General features: G+C 66.8%; 11 protein-coding genes. 8 read left to right on the forward strand and 3 right to left on the reverse strand.

Translation table 11 applies throughout. The features are described 5' to 3' along the window. Positions 1 to 3: 3 nt before the first annotated feature. The gene (gene rocD, locus ACM9HJ_RS21735) at positions 4 to 1227 is read right to left on the reverse strand and encodes an ornithine--oxo-acid transaminase (RefSeq protein WP_416573859.1); all 1224 of its coding nucleotides are present in this window, start codon (positions 1225 to 1227) and stop codon (positions 4 to 6) included. Positions 1228 to 1543: 316 nt separating this feature from the next. Here rocD and ACM9HJ_RS21740 point away from each other — a divergent pair, with 316 nt between their 5' ends. From ACM9HJ_RS21740 to ACM9HJ_RS21750, 3 genes are all read left to right on the forward strand, one after another. Next, a complete protein-coding gene (locus ACM9HJ_RS21740) occupies positions 1544 to 2494 on the forward strand; it encodes an AAA family ATPase (protein ID WP_416573860.1) in 951 nt (316 codons plus the stop codon). Next, entirely contained in the window at positions 2487 to 3437 is a 951-nt protein-coding gene (locus ACM9HJ_RS21745) for a ParB/RepB/Spo0J family partition protein (protein WP_416573861.1), read from the forward strand. Before ACM9HJ_RS21740 ends, ACM9HJ_RS21745 begins: the two co-directional genes overlap by 8 nt. A gap of 67 nt (positions 3438 to 3504) precedes the next feature. After that, positions 3505 to 3897, forward strand: coding sequence for a VOC family protein (locus tag ACM9HJ_RS21750; RefSeq protein WP_416573862.1), 393 nt, complete (start codon positions 3505 to 3507; stop codon positions 3895 to 3897). Between the two features lie 200 nt (positions 3898 to 4097). On the opposite strand, the gene ACM9HJ_RS21755 is transcribed toward ACM9HJ_RS21750, so the two are convergent. Then, the gene (locus tag ACM9HJ_RS21755) at positions 4098 to 5438 is read right to left on the reverse strand and encodes a replication initiation protein (RefSeq protein WP_416573863.1); all 1341 of its coding nucleotides are present in this window, start codon (positions 5436 to 5438) and stop codon (positions 4098 to 4100) included. A gap of 860 nt (positions 5439 to 6298) precedes the next feature. Continuing rightward, positions 6299 to 8515 (reverse strand): DPP IV N-terminal domain-containing protein, encoded by a 2217-nt coding sequence (locus ACM9HJ_RS21760; protein WP_416573864.1) that lies wholly within the window; start codon positions 8513 to 8515, stop codon positions 6299 to 6301. Between the two features lie 382 nt (positions 8516 to 8897). Here ACM9HJ_RS21760 and ACM9HJ_RS21765 point away from each other — a divergent pair, with 382 nt between their 5' ends. From ACM9HJ_RS21765 to ACM9HJ_RS21785, 5 genes are read left to right on the forward strand one after another with little or no spacing between them, the layout of a single operon-like run. Then, positions 8898 to 9398, forward strand: a complete 501-nt coding sequence (locus ACM9HJ_RS21765; protein WP_416573865.1) for a chemotaxis protein CheW — start codon at positions 8898 to 8900, stop codon at positions 9396 to 9398. Continuing rightward, positions 9395 to 10855, forward strand: a complete 1461-nt coding sequence (locus ACM9HJ_RS21770; protein ID WP_416573866.1) for a CheR family methyltransferase — start codon at positions 9395 to 9397, stop codon at positions 10853 to 10855. Before ACM9HJ_RS21765 ends, ACM9HJ_RS21770 begins: the two co-directional genes overlap by 4 nt. Further along, complete coding sequence (locus ACM9HJ_RS21775) at positions 10852 to 11490, forward strand: chemotaxis protein CheW (protein ID WP_416573867.1); 639 nt, start codon at positions 10852 to 10854, stop codon at positions 11488 to 11490. Before ACM9HJ_RS21770 ends, ACM9HJ_RS21775 begins: the two co-directional genes overlap by 4 nt. Further along, on the forward strand, positions 11487 to 13097 hold the full coding sequence (locus ACM9HJ_RS21780) for a methyl-accepting chemotaxis protein (protein ID WP_416573868.1): 1611 nt from the start codon (positions 11487 to 11489) through the stop codon (positions 13095 to 13097). Before ACM9HJ_RS21775 ends, ACM9HJ_RS21780 begins: the two co-directional genes overlap by 4 nt. A 22-nt stretch (positions 13098 to 13119) precedes the next feature. After that, positions 13120 to 15384: a hybrid sensor histidine kinase/response regulator gene (locus tag ACM9HJ_RS21785; protein ID WP_416573869.1), complete on the forward strand. Its 2265-nt coding sequence runs from the start codon at positions 13120 to 13122 to the stop codon at positions 15382 to 15384. Positions 15385 to 15386 lie beyond the last annotated feature (2 nt).

Raw genomic sequence — 15386 nt, forward strand, 5'->3', positions numbered from 1 at the left:
GGTTCAGGCCGTCAGCTTGGCCAGCGTATCCGCGAACCGGTCGATGGCCCAGTCCAGATCCTCACGGCTGATCACCAGCGGCGGGGCGAAGCGGATGGTGGTGTCATGGGTTTCCTTGGACAGCACACCCTGTTCCATCAGCCGCTCGCAGACATGCCGGGCGGTGGCCACGGCGGGGTCGATCTCCACCCCCAGCCAAAGCCCCCTGCCCCGCACGGCGCGGATGGCCGGGCTGTTCAGCGCCGCCAAGCGCGCCATCATATGGGCACCCAGTTCGGCCGAACGCTGCACCAACCCTTCATCCTCGATCACGTCCAGGGCCGCCAGACCCACGGCGGCGGCCAGCGGGCTGCCGCCGAAGGTGGAACCGTGGCTGCCGGGGCCGAACATGTCGATCACGTCGCGCCGCGCCACGAAGGCCGAGACGGGCATGACGCCGCCGCCCAGGGCCTTGCCCAGGCACAGCCCGTCGGGGCGGATTCCTTCATGCTGATGCGCGAACCATTGGCCGGTGCGGCCCAGGCCGGACTGGATCTCGTCCAGGATCAGCAGGACATTGTGGCGGTCGCAGATGTCGCGCAGGCGACGCAGGTAACCGTCGGGCGGCACGATGATCCCGGCCTCTCCCTGGATCGGTTCCACCAGGATGGCGGCGGTGTTGGGGGTGATGGCCGCTTCCATGGCGTCGACATCACCGAAGGGGATGATGCGGAAACCGCCGGGGAAGGGGCCGAACCCGTCGCGATAAGCCTCCTCCGATGAGAAGCCGACAATGGCGGTGGTGCGGCCGTGGAAGTTGCCCTCCGCCACCAGGATTTCCGCCTGGTCCCTGGCCACACCCTTGACGCGATAGGCCCAGCGGCGGGCGGCCTTGATCGCCGTTTCCACCGCTTCAGCCCCGGTATTCATCGGGCAGGCGCCATCCAGGCCGGTCAGGCGGCACAGGCGTTCCAGGAACGGGCCCAGACGGTCGGAATGGAAAGCGCGGGAAATAACGGCGACACGCGATGCCTGTTCGGTCAGGGCCGCCAGGATGCGCGGATGGCCATGGCCGGTATTCACTGCGGAATAGGCGGCCATCATATCCAGATAGCGGCGGCCCTCCCCGTCCCACATCCAGGCGCCCTCGGCACGCGTGATCACCACGGGCAGGGGCTTGTAATTCTGCGCGCACCAGCGCTTTTCAACGGCGATCGCGTCGGCTTCGATGCTGGCCCGCACGTCCATGATCATCTCCTACTTTCAATCCATCCACCATCAGCATGGCAGGCGGATGCAGCCGAAACGGCTGAAGTTTCGCAGGCGAACGACAGGAATGGGGTGGTTGACAGGGGTGGCGCAGCCGAAGCTGTGTGACGTCACACAGTGGTGGTTGAACCCGTGCATCCCGGCACAGTATCGCCCCCTGTGTGACGTCACACAGCACCCGTGCTTTGCGTTACAGTGACGAAAATCCAGGGCGGTGCCGCTGACGGGCATTGACGGGAGCCGCGATTTGAGACAATTCTCAAAGCCTCAAATCCTCCCTCCTGGACTTGGTACCATGACCCCCGATGAACTGCGCCAATTCCGTGAGACCCGTGGCGAGAGCCAGGCCGCCTTCGCCATCTGGGTCAATGCCAAGCTGGGCCGCAAGTACGACAATGCCACGATCAGCCGCTGGGAATCCGGGGCGGAACGCCTGCCCGTGCGGGTGGCGGAGTTCCTGGCCGCCGCCAGCCAGCGCGTCGCCACCATCATCGCCGTGGCCAACCAGAAGGGCGGGGTGGGCAAGACCACGACGACCCTGAACCTGGGCTATGCGCTGGGCGAGCTGGGCAAGAAGGTGCTGATCGTCGATGCCGACCAGCAGGCCACCGCCACCGAGGGCTCGGGCATCGATCCGCTGGAAGTGCAGGACCGCAAGGGCGGGCTGGAGGATGTACTGTTCGGCCAGACGAGCATGGCCGACGCCATCGTCAAATGCGACGGCTACGACCTGCTGCCCTGCACCATCGCGCTGGCCGAGGCGCAGATCAAGATACTGCTGGACCCCGATGACGGCCGCTATGTGCTGCGCGAGAAGCTGTCGGAGGTGCTACGCGATTATGATTACATCGTCATCGACTGCCCGCCGGAACTGGCGCTGATCACCGTCACGGCGCTGATCGCCGCCGACTACCTGCTGATCCCCACCAAGGCCAGCCGGTACGACGTGCGCGGCATACCCTTGATTTTTGACACAGTATCGAAGATCCAGCGCCGCCAGAATCCCAGCCTGAAGGTGCTGGGCGTGCTGCCCACCATGTTCAACCGCAATTTCGCGGTGGAACAGCAGGTGCTGGCCGACCTGCAGGAGAGCCTGGGCGACAAGGCGCGCATCTTCCCGCCCGTGCCGCGCTCCACCGAGATCGACCAGGCGACATATGCCGGGGCGGTGCCGTTGAAGATGCTGCCCAAGAGCCACCCGATCGGGGTTTACCGCACCCTGGCCCAGGAGATCGTCAATGGTTAAGAACTGGCGCAAGCCCGCCGCGCAGCAGCCGGCCCCCCAGCCCGACAGGGTGGCGAAGTCCATCGGCGAGAGCCTGGAGCGGCCGGGTGCAGACCTGATCTTCGGAACCGCCGACGGGCTACGCGACACGGTGCTGCTGCGCCTGACCGACGTTGAGCCAAACCCCAATCAACCGCGCCGCCATTTCGACGAGGAGGAGCTGCAGGCGCTCAGCTTCTCGCTGCGCGAGGTGGGGCAGCTGTCGCCGATCCTGGTGCAGGCGCATCCGACAGAGCCCAAGCGCTTCCTGCTGGTGGCGGGCGAGCGGCGCTGGCGGGCGGCGGGCATGGCCGGCCTGACCAAGATCATGGCCCATATCCTGCCCACCGACGCCAATACCGACCAGATCGCCCTGATCGAGAATTTGCAGCGCGTCGACCTGTCGCCGGTGGAAGAGGCGGAGGGCATCCGCCGCCTGATCGAGACGCATGAATATAACCAGGAAGCGGTGGGCGACCTGCTGGGACGGTCGCGGACAGAGGTCAACACCACCCTGACCCTGCTGAAGCTTGAGCCCACCATCCTCAAGGAATGTGTGACGTCACACAATGATGTGCCTAAGGCCGTGCTGCTGGAACTGGCGCGGATGGAGGAGATTGACCAATTGAGCCTATGGCTCAAGGTCAAGAAGGATGGGCTGACGGCGCGCGAGGCCCGCGAATACCGGGCAAAGCTGCAGCGCCCGCCGGAACCCGCCAAGGGATCGGCCGCAGCCAAGCCCGTGACCGCCAAGAAGTTCATCGCCGGGCTGGGAAAGCTGGAAGAAAGCCTTTCCGCCGGCATCGAGGCGGTGGAGGAGAAGGGTACGGCCAAACTGAAGCCCGAGGAAAAGGCCCGATTGGAAGCGCTGAAGTCACGGCTGACGGCCATGGCGGCACGGTTGGACGGGTTGTTGGGGGCGTGAAGTTTGGCATAGTATCGGGGTCATAGGACCCGAACCCCGATGAAAGACCAGGCTGGGAGGCCGCCCCATGCTGTCGCATGTCCATATCGGCACCAATGATTTCGATCGCAGCCTGGCCTTTTACAACGCCGTGATGCCCCTGCTGGGCTGGCGGCGGCGCTTCATCGACCGCACGCGCCCCTGGGCCGGATGGCAGCCGGGGGACCAGGAACGGCCGCTGCTGCTGGTTGGCTCGCCGTTCGATGACCAGCCGGCGAGCCCCGGCAATGGCCAGATGACGGCGCTGCTGGCCCCGTCACGGGCAGCAGTGGATCAGTTTTATACGGTGGCGCTGGCGCATGGCGGGCGCAGCGAGGGGGAACCGGGGCTGCGGCCGGAATACCATGCCAAATATTACGGGGCCTATCTGCGCGATCCGGCAGGCAACAAGCTGTGCGTTTGCCATCATGGGGGAGCGTAGGTCACTGTCGTCGCCTGCTGTTACACCGTCATCCCGGCGAAAGCCGGGACCCAGGCGTAAAGCGGCGTCAGCCGCGATATGAGTCATATCGGCGCTAATCGCGCCTCACGCTGGGCCCCGGCTTCCGCCGGGGTGACGGTAGATATTGTGAAATCCCTGGCAGCCCAAACTTCACCGGAAAGCCGAAAGAGAATGTCACCCTAACCCCGCAGCCCCTTCGCCACATCCTCGGCCACCAGGGCGATCCAGCGGGTGATGTTCTCCGGCGCCGTGGCGGCGCGCATCTCGGGCGCGCCCAGGGTCTGAGCCTTGCGGTACCATTTGGCGCGCACGGCATAGGGCTCACCCGACAGGAACATCAGGGCGCGCTGTTCCAGGGCCGACAGCGGGGCCGGTTCGGAACCGGCGGGAGCCAGCCGCACGGGGGCCGACGCGGCGGGGTGCAGCTTTTCCAGCCAGGCGCGGAAGGCGGCGGACGGGTTGCGGCACGGTTCCTTCTGGCGCATGGCCCATTCGGCCCAGCTGAAGATCGCCGCCTGCATGTCCACGTCGGGATAGAGGGCCACCAGTTCCTCGATCACCGCCAGCGATACGCGCTGGATCAGGCCCAGGGTACCGGCGGGGCCGCGCTCCCGATCCGTGCGGCCATCCTCCAGGTCGGGCGTATCCTGATCGCGGCCGGCATTGGCGGCGGCGGCGCGGCCCACGGGGGCCTTGGCGAATTCGGTGATGCGGGCGGTGGCCACCAGTTCGCTGTTCGATTTCTTCTTCACGTCGAACAGCAGCTTCTCCACCTTGCGGCCCCGGCCCTGGGAACGGATTTCCTGATAGGCGATGACCAGGCCGGACAGTTCGTTGATCTCGCTGACTGCGGGGTCCAGCACACGGCGCTGGAAATGCGCGTAGTTGGGCATCTTGTCGGCACAGCCCAGGCTGTCGCGCAGGTCATCCAGGGTCACGTCCCAGCGCGGTTCCCGCAAATTGACCCTAAGGCTCAACAGCTCATAAAGGGCGAGGGAATATTTGGAGGAGAACTGGGCGCAGATGGCCAGATGGATGCGGGCCCAGGCACCGGGCTTGGCCAGCACCGGCCGCAGCTTCGGCGGGAATTCCCATTCGGCATAACCGGCCCCGCGCGGTATGGCGCGGAAGGAAAGCAGGGGGGAACCGCCCTCCTTCAATTGCTGGTCGGCCTCGCTCCAATAAGGGAAGCGGACCAGGGTCTGCATCAGCCGGTCGAAGGATTGGCGCAGACGGACATTGTTGCTTTCGGTATCATCGCCGATGGCGCGGCGCAGGTCGGCGGTGGAGGCGCGGAACGGCGGCAGGGGGGCATCGGCGTCGGACAGCTTGTCCCAGCTATAGGCCAGCAAGACGTTGAAAAGCTTGCGATCCGCCAGGGTCAGGCCGTTGCCGGTCTCCATGATCTCGATCTGGGATCGCGGCTTGGGCAGGGTCGGGTCGGTGGACAGGTCCAGGACATTGCCCGTGATGCGCGGCCGGGCCGTTTCCGGTTTCACCGCATTCGCCAGCGCTGCCATTCCGTCCCCCGCTATGCACTGTTTCAGTGCCAACAGCCTCTAAGGCTTGTCACTGTGACAGAGCATCACCGGAGGGGCACAGGATCAAGCGGGAATCATCGGGGCCGTAAGAGACGGCACAGTAAGGACCGGAATCATCGATTCCCACCCGTGCATTCCGGCACAGTGACGCGGGTTGAGGAAATGAGCAACCGTGAGATCCGGCACAGGATCGCAATGGGGAGCAGAATCGGGGGAGAATCGGACCCGTGAGCTTTGGCACAGAATGAAGGGTGGGGGCCGTGAAATCCGGCACAGAAAGCCGGATGGAGGTCCGGAATGGGGGCGGAAGGTGTTGCAGGCGTGAGATGTGGCACAGGGACGGGCCGGAAAGCCGCACAAATACTTGATTCTCAAAGAGCCTTGAGGGTGTGCCCGTGCGATCTGGCACAGGATTGAGGGGCACCCCGTGAGATATGGCGCGCAAATCCGGGTGATGTGGCACAGGAAGCCGAAAGAAGTGGCACAAGGACTCGGGCGAAATGGCACAGAGAGCCGGGGTCTGTGGCACAGGAAGAGGGGTTAAAGGGTTGGGTTTATTGGGTAAATCGACCCATGAACAATGAATCCTGAAAGGATGGAATCAACTGAACAAAGGGTTGAGGGTAATTTGAGGCAATGAGGGGGAAGGGAAGGAGGTGCTGCTGTTCCCTGGTGAGCACCTACATCACCATTTCAAATCCGTCATCCCGGCTTCCGCCCATAGGCGCTAAGTTAAATGATTGAGCAGACCGGTTCCGCTCTCACTACCGTCACCCTGGCGAAGGCCGGGGCCCAGGCCTCCGCCAGGGTGACGGTGGAGTGGACTGGAACCTATTCTCTCACTTCCCCCTCAGCTCCCGATCGAAAAACGCCTTGGCCGACAGGTAGTAATGCGCCGCCAGGTCCACGTCGTAGAAGCCGTGGCGCTCTCCCGGATAGAACATCATGTCGAAGGGCTTGCGGGCGTGCTGAAGTGCGGCCGCCATGCGCACGGAATTATCCAGGAAGACATTGTCGTCGGCCATGCCATGGATCAGCAGCAGCGGCTTGGACAGCTTGTCGGCCAGTTTGGTGGCGTCGGCGCGGTCATAGACGCCGTCCTTGGCGCCGGGCTGGCCGATGAAACGCTCCGTATAGAACGTGTCATAGAGCTTCCAGTCGCTGACGGGGGCGGCGGCCACGCCGGCGGCATAGAGATCGCCATGACGCAGCAGGCTCATCAACACGTTATAGCCGCCATAGGAATGGCCATAGATGCCGATCCTGTCGCCCTTGATGAAGGTCAAGGTCTTCAGATAGGCAGCACCAAGGGCCTGATCATCGGGTTCCACCGTGCCGAAGGCATTGTGGATCACGTCCAGGAACTTCTTGCCCTGGTTGGGCGTGCCACGATTATCCAGCATGAAGATGACATAGCCGCTCTGGGCCAGGGCCTGCAGAAACAGGCCGGTGCGGCTGCCCCAGGAGCGGGTGACGACACGGGAGGTGGGGCCGCCATAGGTGTAGATGATGGCCGGGGCCGGATTGCCGGCGTCAACGCCCGGCGGCTTCAGCATCGACCAGTGCAGATTGGCGCCATCCGGGGCCTTCAGCGTGCCATAGGTGGGCAGGATGTGGTTGGCCATATAGGGGGCGTAGGGGTGGGAACCCTCCACCTTGTTCTGCTGCAACCAGGTCAGCACCTTGCCGTCACGGTCGCGCAGGGACAGCTGCGGCGGCTGGGCGGGGCTGGAGAAACTGTCCAGCCAGGCGCCACCTTCGTCCGCCAGCACGGCACCATGGGAGCCGCTGCCTTCCGACAGGCGGCGCGGCGAGCCGGCGTCACGGCCATCCAGGCGCGCCGTATAGACATGGGTTTCCAGCGGCCCTTCCTTCAGGGCGGTGAACATGATCTGGCCGGATTTCACATTGACGCCGGCCAGCGCCTTCACCGGCCAGTCGCCACGGGTGATGGCGTGCAGGCGCTTGCCATGCCGGTCATGCAGGTAGAGATGGCGCCAACCGGTCTGTTCGGACGACCAGATGAAGCGGCCATCGGCCAGGAAGAACAGGTCGTTATGCAGGTCGACCCAGGTGGATTTGGTGTCGGTCAGGGCGATACGGGTGCGGCCGGTCTTCACATCGGCGAACAGCAGGTCCAGGCGCTTCTGGTCGCGGCTGATGCGCTGTACGGCCAGACCGCCATCAGGCTTCCAGTTGACGCGGGCCAGGTAGATGTCGGGATCGGCGCCCAGGTCGATGGATACCGGCGGGGACGCGCCGTCGATGGGGGCGACCAGCAGCCGGACGGCGACATTGGGGCCGCCGGCGAACGGATAGCGCTGGGGGATGACCTTCACCCCGTCGGCGCCGTAATCATAACGGTTGACCAGCGGCACCTTGCTTTCATCGACGCGGGCATAGGCGATGGACTTGCCGTCGCGCGACCACCAATAGCCGGTGTCGCGGTCCATCTCCTCCTGCGCCACGAATTCGGCCATGCCGTTCAGGATGCCGTCCTTGCCGCCGTCGGTCGTCAGGGCGCGTTCATTGCCCGTGGCCAGATCCTGGACATAGAGATTGCCGCCGCGCACATAGGCGACATGGGAGCCGTCGGGGCTGAATTTCGGATCGGTTTCGGCATCCTCCGTGCGGGTCAGGCGGCGGACGGGACCGTCCAGCGGCTTCAGCCAGATATCGCCGGATTTCGGCACCAGCACGGCCTTGCCCAGGCTGTCCCAGACATATTCGGTCACGCCGGTTTCCGGGATGCGCTGGCGCTCGCGCCGCGCCCGTTCCTCCTCGCTTTCCGGGACGGCGGCGAATTCGGCGCTGTCCAGCAGCAGGACGGGCTTGCCCTGCTTCAGATCATAGGCCCAGAGGTCGCGGCGGCTGGCGTCGCTGGCCGCACGCTCCAGATAGGTGACGCGGGTGCCGTCGGGGGAAAAGGCCACGCCGCGCGGGGCCGCACCGGACAAGGCCGGGCTGGCCACGACGCGGTCGATGGTCAGCTGTTCGGCGGCGGCGGGGAAGGTGGCGAGGCCGGCCAGCAGCAGGGCCGTGAGGCGGTGGCGCATGGATTGTTCTTTCTTGTTTGGCGGGAACCGATTCCTTGTCGCGCCGTTGCGGGGGAAAGGCAATGGGATGGGGGTTGGATATCGCCCGACATATCCGTGCTTCCCCCGCGAAAATTTGGGCTGCAAGCGTTTCAGCAATATCCACCGTCACCCCGGCGAAGGCCGGGGCCCAAGTCGTAGAGCGAAGCGCTTGTCACTTGGGCCCCGGCCTTCGCCGGGGTGACGGTGGAGGGGGCAGAAGCGGCGGTGCCTACGAAATCGGGATGCCCACGCCGGCGCGCATTATTCGTCAACTATGCGCATGGACAGCGAAAGGGGCTGGCGGAGCCACCCCGTTTTCGGCCAATAAGATAGGGAAACGAAGGCCATCTGGGAGGATGGAATGGATGCCGTGCGGGCCGCCGAGGCGGCGACCGCCGAGACCATGGTCGACCTGCTGCTGTTCACCCTGGACGGCCGGCCCTATGCCGTGCGCCTGGGCCAGGTGGAGCGGGTCGTGTCCATCGCCGCCTTCACCCCCCTGCCGGGGGCGCCGTCGGTGGTGGCGGGGGTGATCAATATCGGCGGGCGGTTCCTGCCCGTGCTGGATGTGCGCGCCCGGCTGGGCTCCGCCGCGCGCCCGCCCCGGCTGGAGGATGGGCTGGTGGTGGTGCGGCTGGCCAGCCGGTCGGTGGCGCTGTGGATCGACCGGGTGGAGGGGACCATCCATCTGCCGGCCGACAGGCTGGTGCCGGCCGACAGCGTGGTGCCGGCGGGCGGCTGGTTCGACGCGGTGACGGCCCTGCCCGGCGGGCCGGTCTTCATCCATGACGCCGACCGGTTCCTGTCGATGGACGAGGAGGCGGTGCTGGACCAGGCCCTGGCCCGGGGGGTGCCTTCGTGAACCAGACACTGGTGCATAGCCTGATCGAGGAGTTCAGCAGCTTCCTGGCCACGCGCATGGGCCTTTACTATCCGGTCGAGCGCTGGGGCGACCTGGACCGCGCCGTCACCCAGATGGCGGCGGAGCTGGGCTATGCCGATGCCGATGCCTGCATGCGGCATTTCCTGTCGACCCCGGTGGACCGGGCCGAGATCGAGACGCTGGCCAGCTACCTGACCATCGGCGAGACCTATTTCTTCCGCGAGCCGGCCAGTTTCGACGCACTCGCCACCCGCATCCTGCCGGGATTGATCACCCAGCGCCGCCAGGCGCACAGCCGCTATCTGCGCATCTGGAGTGCCGCCTGCTCCACGGGAGAGGAAGCCTATACGATGGCCATCCTGCTGGACCGGCTGATCCCGGACATCAGGCAGTGGAACATCACGCTGCTGGCCACCGACATCAATCCGCGGTCGCTGCGCAAGGCCATCGACGGGGTCTATGGCGACTGGTCCTTCCGCGGCATCGATCCGGAGATCAAGAAGACCTATTTCACCCCGCGCGGGTCGCGGTTCGAGGTGGCGCCGCATATCCGCCGCATGGTCAGCTTCGCCTATCACAACCTGGCGGAGGACCAGTACCCGTCGGTGCACAACAACACCAACGGCATGGACATCATCTTCTGCCGCAATGTGCTGATGTATTTCAGCATGGACCGGGCGCGGCAGGTGGTGACGAACCTGCAGCATTCGCTGATCGATGGCGGCTGGCTGGTAGCGGCGTCGGTGGAGGGATCGGCGGAGCTGTTCACGCCGCTCAGCAATATCGGTCTGACCGACGCCACCATCTATCGCAAGGCGGCGGCGGTGCCGCTGGTGCCCTTCACCCTGCCGCCCCTGCCCGAGTCGGAGGAATTGCCGCTGCCGCCGCTGGCGCTGGTGCCGTCCCCGCCGCCGCCGCTGGTGGTGGAGCCGGAGCCCGCCCCTTCGCCGCTGGACCGGGCCATGGCGCTGTACCAGCGCGGCGACAATGCCGAGGCCATCGCCCTGCTGCTGGACGATCCCAACCTGGCGGCCGACGGCAAGGCGCTGACCCTGCTGGCGCGGCTTTACGCCAACGAGGGGCGGCTGGACCTGGCCGACGAATGCTGCCGCCGGGCGCTGGCCGTGGACCGGCTGGCGCCGGAGCGCCATTACCTGCTGGCCATGATCCGCCAGGAATGCGGCGATGCCCGCGGCGCCGCGGATGCGCTGAAGCGCGCCCTGTTCCTGGACCCCGATTATATCCTGGCGCATGTGGCGCTGGCCGGGCTGGCCGTGTCCGACGGCAGGAAGGCGGAGGCGCGGCGCTGCTATCGCAACGCCCTGACCCTGCTGGCGACGCTTGATCCGGCCGGCACGCTGGCGGAGAGCGACGGGCTGACGGTCGGGCGCCTGATGGAGATCGTGCGCGTGGCCAGTGCGGAGGTGGCGGCATGAGCATGCGGGAGCCGGAAGGCACCATCGACTGGGCCGGCATGCATGCCCGCATCCGGACGGCCATGGAAGGGCTGGAGCGCGGGTTCGAGCCCGATGCCGGCGAGGTGGAGCGCCGCCTGCGCGAGCGTGCCGCAAGGCTGGCGCGGGCCGGCGAGGTCAAGGCGGCCCCGGCGGACGAGATACGCATCCTGGAATTCGACATTGCCGGCCGCACGCATGCGGTGGACAGCCGCTTCGTGCGCGAGGTCTGCGCCGGCATGGCACCGACGCGCGTGCCGCAGGCGCCAAGCTGGGCCATCGGCGTGGTGCATCTGCGCGGCGAGATCCTGACGGTGATGGACCTGACGGCCCTGACCGGCGGCGGGGCCGCAGGCGATGGGGAAGGGCCGCTGGTGGTCCTGCATAGCCATGGGCGGACCCTCGGGCTGGTCACCGACGCCATTCTCGGCCTGCGGGCCGTGTCGCGGTCGGCGCTGGACCCGGTGCCGGGCACGGTGCAGGGCAATCGCCGTTTCTATCTGGGCGTGACGGAACAGGATGCGCTGGTACTGGATGCCGGCGTGTTTTTCGAGGATGGTGCCCTGACGGGCACGGGTGCGGACGGTTCGGCCGGGACGCGGGGGGGCGTGAAATGATGATCACGGTGGGCAAGAAGATCTGGGGCTGCCTGGGGCTGTTGCTGCTGGTGGTGCTGGGCGTGGGCTGGGTGTCGCTGGACACGACCGCGCGGCTGAGCGAGGCGTCGCGGTGGACCGAGCATACCTATGCGGTGCAGAACCGCCTGACCGACCTGATGTCCGCCATGCAGGATGTGGAGACGGGCCAGCGCGGTTTCGTCATCACCGGCGAGGCCCGCTATCTGGCCCCGTACGAGGACGGCTTGCGCCGGCTGGACGCGCTCGCCCGTGAGATTCGCAGCCTGACGTCCGACAACCCGGAGCAGCAGCGCAACATGGACCGGCTGGAAGCCGCCATGCGGGCCAAGACGCAGGAGGTGACCTTCATCGCCGACATCCGTCGCAAGGAGGGGTTCGAGCCGGCGCAGCGCCAGATTCTGACCGATCGCGGCAAGCAGAGCATGGATGATTTCCGCGCCGTCATCCGCCAGATGCAGGATATCGAAAGCCGCCTGCTGACCGCGCGCGACAAGGAGAAGGAAGAGAACACCAAGCTGGCCAACCTGGCCGTGATGGGCGGTGCCGTGCTGGCGGCCCTGATCGTGCTGCTGTCGGGTGCCTTCCTGTCGACCAACATCGTCGGCCCGCTGCGCGATATCACCGCCACCGCCGAGCGCATCGGCCGCGGCGACCTGACCACCGAGATCGCGGTTTCCACCCGTGACGACGAGGTCGGTACCCTGACCAACACCTTCCGCGAGATGTCGCGCGGCCTGCGCCAGCTGGTCCAGGAACTGGCGGAGGGTGTCAACGTGCTGGGCACGGCCGGCAGCCAGATCGTGTCGACCACCGCCCAGGTGTCGGCATCGGCCGCCGAGACGGCCACGGCCCTGGCGGAGACCAGCTCCACCATGGAGGAGGTGCGCAAGACCTCGCAGCTGTCGACGGAGAAGGCCAAGCACGTATCCGACACGGCGCAGGCCACGGCGCAGATCTCCGCCACCGGCAAGCGGGCGGTGGAACAGTCCATCTCCGGCATCGGCATCGTGCGCGAACAGATCGGTTCCATCGCCGAGGCGGTGATCAAGCTGTCCGAGCAGAGCCAGGCCATCGGCACCATCGTCGCCTCGGTCAATGATCTGGCCGAACAGTCCAACCTGCTGGCCGTCAATGCCGCCATCGAGGCGGCGCGGGCCGGCGAGCAGGGCAAGGGCTTCGTCGTGGTGGCCGCCGAGGTCAAGAGCCTGGCCGAACAGTCCAAGACGGCCACGGCACAGGTGCGCGCCATCCTGGGCGACATCCAGAAGGCCACGGCCACCGCCGTGCTGGCGGCCGAACAGGGCAGCAAGGCCGTGGATACCGGTGTGAAACAGGCGCAGGAGGCGGGCCAGGCCATTGAGCGGCTGGCGCAGAATATCGCCCTGGCGACCCAGGCCAGCACCCAGATCGTGGCATCCAACCAGCAGCAGCAGGTGGGCATCGACCAGGTGGCGCTGGCCATGGACAGCATCCGCCAGGCCAGCAGCCAGAACACCATCGCCACCAAGCAGGCGGAGACGGCGGCCCATAACCTGAACGCGCTGGGCCACAAGCTGAAGTCGCTGGTCGGCCAGTACAAGGCCTGACCGGAAGACCGGAGCGCCGCCCATGAACAGCCGCAACGAACAGCTTTTCCAGCGCCTGCTGGCCATGTTCATGGTCGAGGCGGAGGAACATGTCGGCTCGCTGGCCATCTCCATGCGCGAGCTGGAGGCGGGCGTCGGCGAACAGCGCGCGCGCGAGCTGATCGAGAAGACCTTCCGCGAGGTCCATACGCTGAAAGGGGCGGCGCGCACCGTCAACCTGTCGCATCTGGTGGCCCTGTGCCACGCCATGGAAACGCTGCTGGCCCTGCTGAAGCGCGGGGAGTTGAAGCTGTCGCCGCCCGTGGTGTCGGTGCTGGTCGACGGCTATGCGGCGCTCAGGGTGATGGTGCCCAGTGCGGTGAACGGCAACAGCCCGCCGCCCGTCGACGGCCTGGACGGGCTGATCGCGCGGCTGGAAGGGGCGATGGTTGCCGGGGGTGAGGCGGCACCCGTCCCCGCCGCTGCGGTCCCCCCGCCGCCACCTCCCCCACCGGCCCCTGTCGCACCGCCGCCGCCAGTGGCAAAGCCGGCCCCCCCGCCTCCACCCCCGCCGCCCCCGGCGCGGGAGGAAGAGGTTGCCCCGCGGCCCGCGGCGCGGCAGACCCTGCGCGTGCCCGTGGACCGGCTGGATTTCCTGCTGCACCAGGCGGAGGAGCTGATCACCGCCAAGCTGTCGGGCGGGGAGCGGGTGCAGGAGATCCGGGCGCTGGGTGTGGGCCTGGGCGACCGCATGCGCACGCGCCAGCGCCTGGATGCCGAAAGCCAGGCGGAGTTCGACGCGCAGACCCTGGCCTGGGTGGGCAACAGGCTGAGCCGGCTGGCGCTGGATGCCGATCAGGATGCGCGTGGGCTGGCCAAGGGCGTGGACAGCCTGCTGTCGGGCACCAAGCAGGTGCTAATGCTGCCCGCCTCCACGCTTTTGGAGCCGGTGGCCCAGGACCTGGCCGACCTGGCGCGCCGCCAGGGCAAGGATGTGCAGCTGACCCTGTCCGGACAGGAGCTGGAGCTGGACCGCCGCGTGCAGGAGGAGCTGCGCGACGCGCTGCTGCATCTGGCGCGCAACGCCATCGACCATGGCATCGAGAAGCCCGAGGAGCGCGTGGCCGCCGGCAAGCCGGCCCGCGCCAGCGTCACCCTGAGTGTCAGCCAGCGCGATGGTGGCAGGGCGGAGATCGCCATCGCCGATGACGGGCGCGGCATGGATCTGGGCCGCCTGACCCGCGAGGCGGTGAGCCAAGGCCTGATCGAGGCGGACAAGGCGGCCTCGCTGGGGCCCGACCAGGTGATGGCGCTGGCCTTCCAGTCCGGCCTGTCGACCAGCGACGGGGTCAGCGACATTTCCGGGCGCGGGCTGGGTTTGGCCATCGTGCAGGAGAAGGTGGAACGGCTGGGCGGCACGGTGACGGTGGAGTCGGCACCGGGCAGGGGCAGCACCTTCCGCCTGCTGCTGCCGGTCACCATGGCGGCCTTTCGCGTGGTGATGGCGGAGGCCGCCGGCCATTGCTATGCCATGCCCACCAACCGCATCGAACGCGTGGGCCGCGTGCCCAGTGCCGAGGTGCAGCTGGTCGAGGGCCGGGAAATGCTGCGCATCGACGGCCGCCCCCTGGCGCTGGTCCGGCTGTCGGACCTGCTGCGCCTGGGCGGGACGGGGCCGGCGGGGGATTTCCGGTCCTACATCGTCCTGGCGGCGGCCGGGCAGCGGCTGGCGGTCGAGGTGGACCATGTGGCGGGCGAGAGCGAGATATTGATGAAGCCGCTGGGCTGGCCCCTGACGCGGGTGCCGGCGGTGGCGGGTGCGGTGGCCCTGCCGTCGGGGCGGCTGGGTTTCGTCCTGAACGTGCATGATCTGCTGCGCACGGCCTTGCGGCCGGATTTCCAGAGCATGTCGATGAGGCCCGACCGCAACGCGGCGGCCCCGGAGCGCAAGTCGATCCTGATCGCCGAGGACAGCATCACCGCGCGCACCCTGTTCAAGCATGTGCTGGAGGCGGCGGGGTTCCGCGTGCGCACCTGTGTGGACGGGATGGAGGCGTGGAACGTGCTGGCCGGCGAGACGTTCGATCTGGTGGTGTCCGACGTGGAAATGCCGCGCATGGGCGGATTCGAACTCACAGAACGGATCAGAAAGGAACCCCGCCTTACGGATATTCCGCTGATTTTGATCACTTCCTTGGAGACGCGTGAGGATAGGGAGCGCGGGGTTGATGTGGGTGCCAGCGCCTATATTGTGAAGCGAAGTTTCGACCAGAGCGACTTGCTGGAGATCATCGGTCGCCTGATCTGAGG

Origin of the sequence: Niveispirillum sp. KHB5.9 (assembly GCF_048066115.1) — a bacterium.
Lineage (GTDB): Bacteria > Pseudomonadota > Alphaproteobacteria > Azospirillales > Azospirillaceae > Niveispirillum.

Excerpts from the sequence above, each read along its gene's own strand:
- rocD (WP_416573859.1), bottom strand. The coding sequence starts at position 1,227 with ATGGACGTGCGGGCCAGCATCGAAGCCGACGCGATCGCCGTTGAAAAG.
- ACM9HJ_RS21740 (WP_416573860.1), top strand. The coding sequence starts at position 1,544 with ATGACCCCCGATGAACTGCGCCAATTCCGTGAGACCCGTGGCGAGAGC.
- ACM9HJ_RS21745 (WP_416573861.1), top strand. The coding sequence starts at position 2,487 with ATGGTTAAGAACTGGCGCAAGCCCGCCGCGCAGCAGCCGGCCCCCCAG.
- ACM9HJ_RS21750 (WP_416573862.1), top strand. The coding sequence starts at position 3,505 with ATGCTGTCGCATGTCCATATCGGCACCAATGATTTCGATCGCAGCCTG.
- ACM9HJ_RS21755 (WP_416573863.1), bottom strand. The coding sequence starts at position 5,438 with ATGGCAGCGCTGGCGAATGCGGTGAAACCGGAAACGGCCCGGCCGCGC.
- ACM9HJ_RS21760 (WP_416573864.1), bottom strand. The coding sequence starts at position 8,515 with ATGCGCCACCGCCTCACGGCCCTGCTGCTGGCCGGCCTCGCCACCTTC.
- ACM9HJ_RS21765 (WP_416573865.1), top strand. The coding sequence starts at position 8,898 with ATGGATGCCGTGCGGGCCGCCGAGGCGGCGACCGCCGAGACCATGGTC.
- ACM9HJ_RS21775 (WP_416573867.1), top strand. The coding sequence starts at position 10,852 with ATGAGCATGCGGGAGCCGGAAGGCACCATCGACTGGGCCGGCATGCAT.
- ACM9HJ_RS21780 (WP_416573868.1), top strand. The coding sequence starts at position 11,487 with ATGATGATCACGGTGGGCAAGAAGATCTGGGGCTGCCTGGGGCTGTTG.
- ACM9HJ_RS21785 (WP_416573869.1), top strand. The coding sequence starts at position 13,120 with ATGAACAGCCGCAACGAACAGCTTTTCCAGCGCCTGCTGGCCATGTTC.